Origin of the sequence: Thiohalocapsa sp., assembly GCF_019695415.1 — a bacterium.
In the GTDB taxonomy this organism is placed as follows: Bacteria; Pseudomonadota; Gammaproteobacteria; order Chromatiales; family Chromatiaceae; genus Thiohalocapsa.
On record NZ_JAIFKJ010000256.1, the window covers coordinates 6686 to 10543 of the forward strand.

Here is a 3858-nt window from a genome sequence, read left to right on the forward strand (position 1 = left end):
GCTGAAGAGCTATCAGCAGTTCCTGCCGTCGCTGGACCTGAAGCGCAAGCAGCTGATGGGCGAGCGCGCCCGCGCCGAGACCGAGCGGCGCCGGCTCGATGAGCGGCTTGCGACAGCGCGGCAGCAGGTCGCCGCGAGCCTGCCGATGCTCAGCAACGAGGAGCTTGATCTCACTGGGCTGGTGCAGGTGAAGCAATTCGAGCTTGGGCGTGAGAATGTCGTAGGCACCTGGCTGCCGACGCTGCAAGACATCGAGGTCGCCGTCCGCTCCTACGGCTACCTCTCCAAGCCGCATTGGCTGGAGCCCCTGATCGAGGCCCTCAGCGCGAGCGCGCGACTGCGCATCGAGGCCATGGTCGCCGAGCGCCGGGTGGCGCTGCTCAACGCCGCCGTGCGCACCGTCACCCAGCGCGTCAACCTGTTCGACAAGGTGCTGATTCCGCAGACCCGGGCCAATATCAAGCGCATCCGCATCGCGTTGTCCGATGCCGAGCGCTCCGCGGTGGTGCGCTCGAAGATCGCCAAGAAGAAGCGCGCCGCCGAGGGGCTTGCGGAGGGAGGGGCCTGATATGGCCATCGAGCGCCTGAAGCGCATATCGCTGGTCGGCACCGGGCAAGACAAGCACGCGGTGCTGGACCGCCTCCAGGCGCTCGGCTGCGCGCACTTGGTGCCGCTCGCCCCGCCGCCCGACGAGCCCGAAAAACGCCCGCCGGAGCACGCCGAGGACGCGCGCAAGGCCCTGCGCTACCTGCTGGACGAGCCCGAGAAGCGCCGCCAGGTTCACTCTGAAGACGGCTTCGACATCACCGCCACGGTCCAGCAGGGGCTGGACAACAAGGACCGCCTGCGCGCCGCCCTGGACCTGCGCGACGCCCTGGCCCAACGCGCCCGTGACCTGGCCGACTGGGGCGATTTCACGTTGCCGCCGGCCGAAGATCTCGGCGGCCGCAAGCTGTGGTTCTATCGGGTGCCGCTGCGCCATGTCGCCGCGCTCGACGACCTGGAGCTGCCCTGGGAGATCGTCCGCCGCGACAACCGCCAGGCATTCGTGGTGGTCATCGCCGCCGAGGAGCCGACGCGGGATGCCCTGCCCGTTCCGCGGGACCACACCGGCGCCCTGTCCTTGAGCGAAGTGGAGCAGCGGCTGGAGGCAGCCGAGCTGGCGCTGGAGGACAGGCAGGCCGAGCGGCGCGCCCTCACACGCTGGATTTACCTGCTCACCAAGCACTTCGCGCGCGCCGAAGACCAGGCCGTGCTGCGCCACGCCCAGAGCCAGACGCTGGACACCGACGGGCTGTTCGCGGTCCAGGGCTGGGTGGGCGTATCCCAACTGCCGGCAGTGGAGGCGCTGGCCCAAGAGCAGGGCCTCGCGCTGCTGGTGGAAGACCCGGCGCCCGGTGACGCGCCGCCGACGCTGCTCACCAATCCGGAGAACCTCGGTGCCGGCGAGGACCTGGTGCACTTTTATCAGATGCCGGCCTACGACAGCTTCGATCCAAGCCGGGTGCTGTTTTTCTCCTTCGCGATCTTCTTCGCGATGATCCTCTCGGACGCCGGCTATGCAGCCCTCCTGGGGCTCGGGCTGCTGCTCTTCTGGGGCAAGCTCGGGTCGTCGCCCGGCGGGCGCCGGTTCCGGGTGCTGGGCAGCGCCATCGCCGGCATGTCCTTCGCCTGGGGCGTCGCGGTGGGCAGCTATTTCGGCTTCACGCCGCCCCCTGAGAGCCTGCCCGGGCGGCTCGACGTGCTCGATCTCAACGATTTCCAGACCATGATGCGCCTATCGGTGGGCATCGGCGTGCTGCATCTGGTGCTCGCGAACCTGGTCCGCATCGGCAACCTCTGGCCGCGGTTCCAGGCGCTGGCACCGCTCGGCTGGAGCCTGGTCGCGGTGGGCGGCTTCACGCTGTGGCTCGCCGTCAGCGCGCCCGAGCCCGCCGCGCTCGGCAAGACGGCAGGCTACGGCGGTATCGCCCTGGGCTTGGCGCTGGTGTTCTTTGCCACCAGCGCGCGGCCCATGACCGGGCTGGGCTCGGTGCTGATGCGCGGTCTCGACGGACTGCTGGCGCTCACGCAGGTCACCAAAATCTTCGGCGACACCCTGTCTTATCTTCGGCTGTTCGCGCTGGGGCTCGCCTCCGCGTCGCTGGCGCTCACCTTCAATGACCTGGCCCGCCAGGTGGGCGCGCAGGTGCCGGGCCTCGGCCTACTGCTGCAGATCCTGCTGCTGCTCATCGGCCACGGGCTCAACATGGCACTGGGCCTGGTGAGCGGCGTCGTCCACGGCCTGCGCCTCAATTACATCGAGTTCTACAACTGGGCACTGTCCGGCGAGGGCTATCCCTTCCGGCCCTTCAAGAAAACGGAGATGACGGAATGAACGAGCTCGTAATCGCCCTCGGCTGGACGGGCATGTTCGGCGCCCTGGCGCTGAGCGCCATCGGCAGCATCGTCGGCTGCGCCATCGCCGGCCAGGCCGCCATTGGCGCCATGGTGGACACCGAGTCTGGGCAGGGGCGTTATTTGGGCGTCTCGGTGATGCCGTCCACCGGTGTCATCTACGGCATCGTCATCATGTTCACCCTACAGCGGGAGGTCACCACGGGCGCCGCGCCCGGCATCTTCGGTATCGGTCTGTTGGCCGGCATCGCCCTGCTCTACGCGAGCGTTTTGCAGGGGCGCGCCTGTGCTTCCGCCATCCAGGCGATGAAAGTCAAGCCCGAGATCTTCGGCCTGTCGCTGGCGCCGGCGGCCATCGTCGAAGGCTTCTCGGTGTTCGTGTTCGTCTTCGCGCTGGTACTCGCCGGCGGCATTCCGGCCTGAGGGGACAATGGCATGAATCAGGCACGCCGCAACAAGGGCACCGACGCGCCGACGGCCGCCGGTGTCGACACCCTGATCACCCGCCTGCGCGACGAGGGCGTCGCCAAAGGGCGCGCAGAGGCCGCTCGTATCGAGCGTGAGGCTGAGCTTCAGGCCGCGCGGCTGAAGCACGAGGCCGAGGCCGAGGCCGAGCGCGTGCTGGCCGAGGCCAGGCGGGAAGCGGCGGCGCTCAAGACCGCCGGCGAGGACGCGCTGCGGCTCGCCATGCGCGACACCGTGCTGGAGCTCAAAGCCGTGCTGACCCGGGAGGTCAACGAGAAGGTCCATCGGCTCATCACCACGGAGCTCAAGCGCGAGGAGTTCCTGCAGCAACTGATCCTGGAGGTGGCGCGGCGCGGCCGCGAGGAGGCCGGCGTCGAGCCGGATGAGCCGATGGAGGTGGTGCTGCCCCACGCGCTGGTGAGCATCGAAGAGCTGCGGCGCAACCCGCTGGAGCTGCGCGAGGGCTCGCTGTCGCACTTCGTGCTGGCGGTGGCCTCGGAAGTCCTGGGCGACGGCGTGCGCTTCACGGTCGCCGAAGACGATGCAACCGGCATCCGCATTCGTCTGCAGGACAAGCACGTCGAGATCGACCTCACCGACGCGAAGGTCGCCGAGCTGATCCTGGCCCATCTGCAGCCGCGCTTCCGGGCCATCCTGGAAGGCACGGTCAAGTGAGGCGGCTTGGACAGCACCCATGGCCCCCCAAGACCGCTACCTGACGCTGCTCACGTCGCTGCCGGCACACGGCCCGCTGTTCGGCGCCAAGCAAACGCCGCTCTCGCGCCTGCGGCTGCGCAAGCGACTCGCCTGGCTGGAGCCCGAGGACAGCGAAGACCTGACCCGGCCCGCCACCGCGCCCGACTCGCCCCCACCACGCCCAGGCGCCCACGCCGCCGCGCCGGTCCCGCAACCCGCGCCGGCGCACGCCCAGCCCCCACAACCCCCCCACCCCGCCCCCGACCACAGGCCGCCGGACCTAGCCACGGGCGCAGCAC

The 3858-nt window shown here is 69.5% G+C and carries 4 protein-coding genes and 1 pseudogene; all 5 read left to right on the top strand.

Features of this window, described 5'->3' with window-relative positions:
- A partial coding sequence (locus I6U14_RS07245; protein WP_367115640.1) for a V-type ATP synthase subunit D occupies nucleotides 1–568 on the top strand: 568 nt, incomplete at its 5' end.
- A gap of 1 nt (nucleotide 569) precedes the next feature.
- Entirely contained in the window at nucleotides 570–2378 is a 1809-nt protein-coding gene (locus tag I6U14_RS07250; protein ID WP_296898091.1) for a V-type ATPase 116kDa subunit family protein, read from the top strand.
- Nucleotides 2375–2821, top strand: coding sequence for an ATP synthase subunit C (locus tag I6U14_RS07255; protein ID WP_296898093.1), 447 nt, complete (start codon nucleotides 2375–2377; stop codon nucleotides 2819–2821). The genes I6U14_RS07250 and I6U14_RS07255 overlap by 4 nt, the downstream gene beginning before the upstream one ends.
- Before the next feature lie 12 nt (nucleotides 2822–2833).
- Nucleotides 2834–3538 (top strand): hypothetical protein, encoded by a 705-nt coding sequence (locus tag I6U14_RS07260; RefSeq protein ID WP_296898095.1) that lies wholly within the window; start codon nucleotides 2834–2836, stop codon nucleotides 3536–3538.
- Nucleotides 3539–3557: 19 nt separating this feature from the next.
- A pseudogene (locus I6U14_RS07265) lies at nucleotides 3558–3858 on the top strand (hypothetical protein); the annotation flags it as partial.

Bases quoted from the DNA above. Each gene is read 5' to 3' on its own strand.
- I6U14_RS07250 (WP_296898091.1), top strand. From the start codon at position 570: ATGGCCATCGAGCGCCTGAAGCGCATATCGCTGGTCGGCACCGGGCAA.
- I6U14_RS07255 (WP_296898093.1), top strand. From the start codon at position 2,375: ATGAACGAGCTCGTAATCGCCCTCGGCTGGACGGGCATGTTCGGCGCC.
- I6U14_RS07260 (WP_296898095.1), top strand. From the start codon at position 2,834: ATGAATCAGGCACGCCGCAACAAGGGCACCGACGCGCCGACGGCCGCC.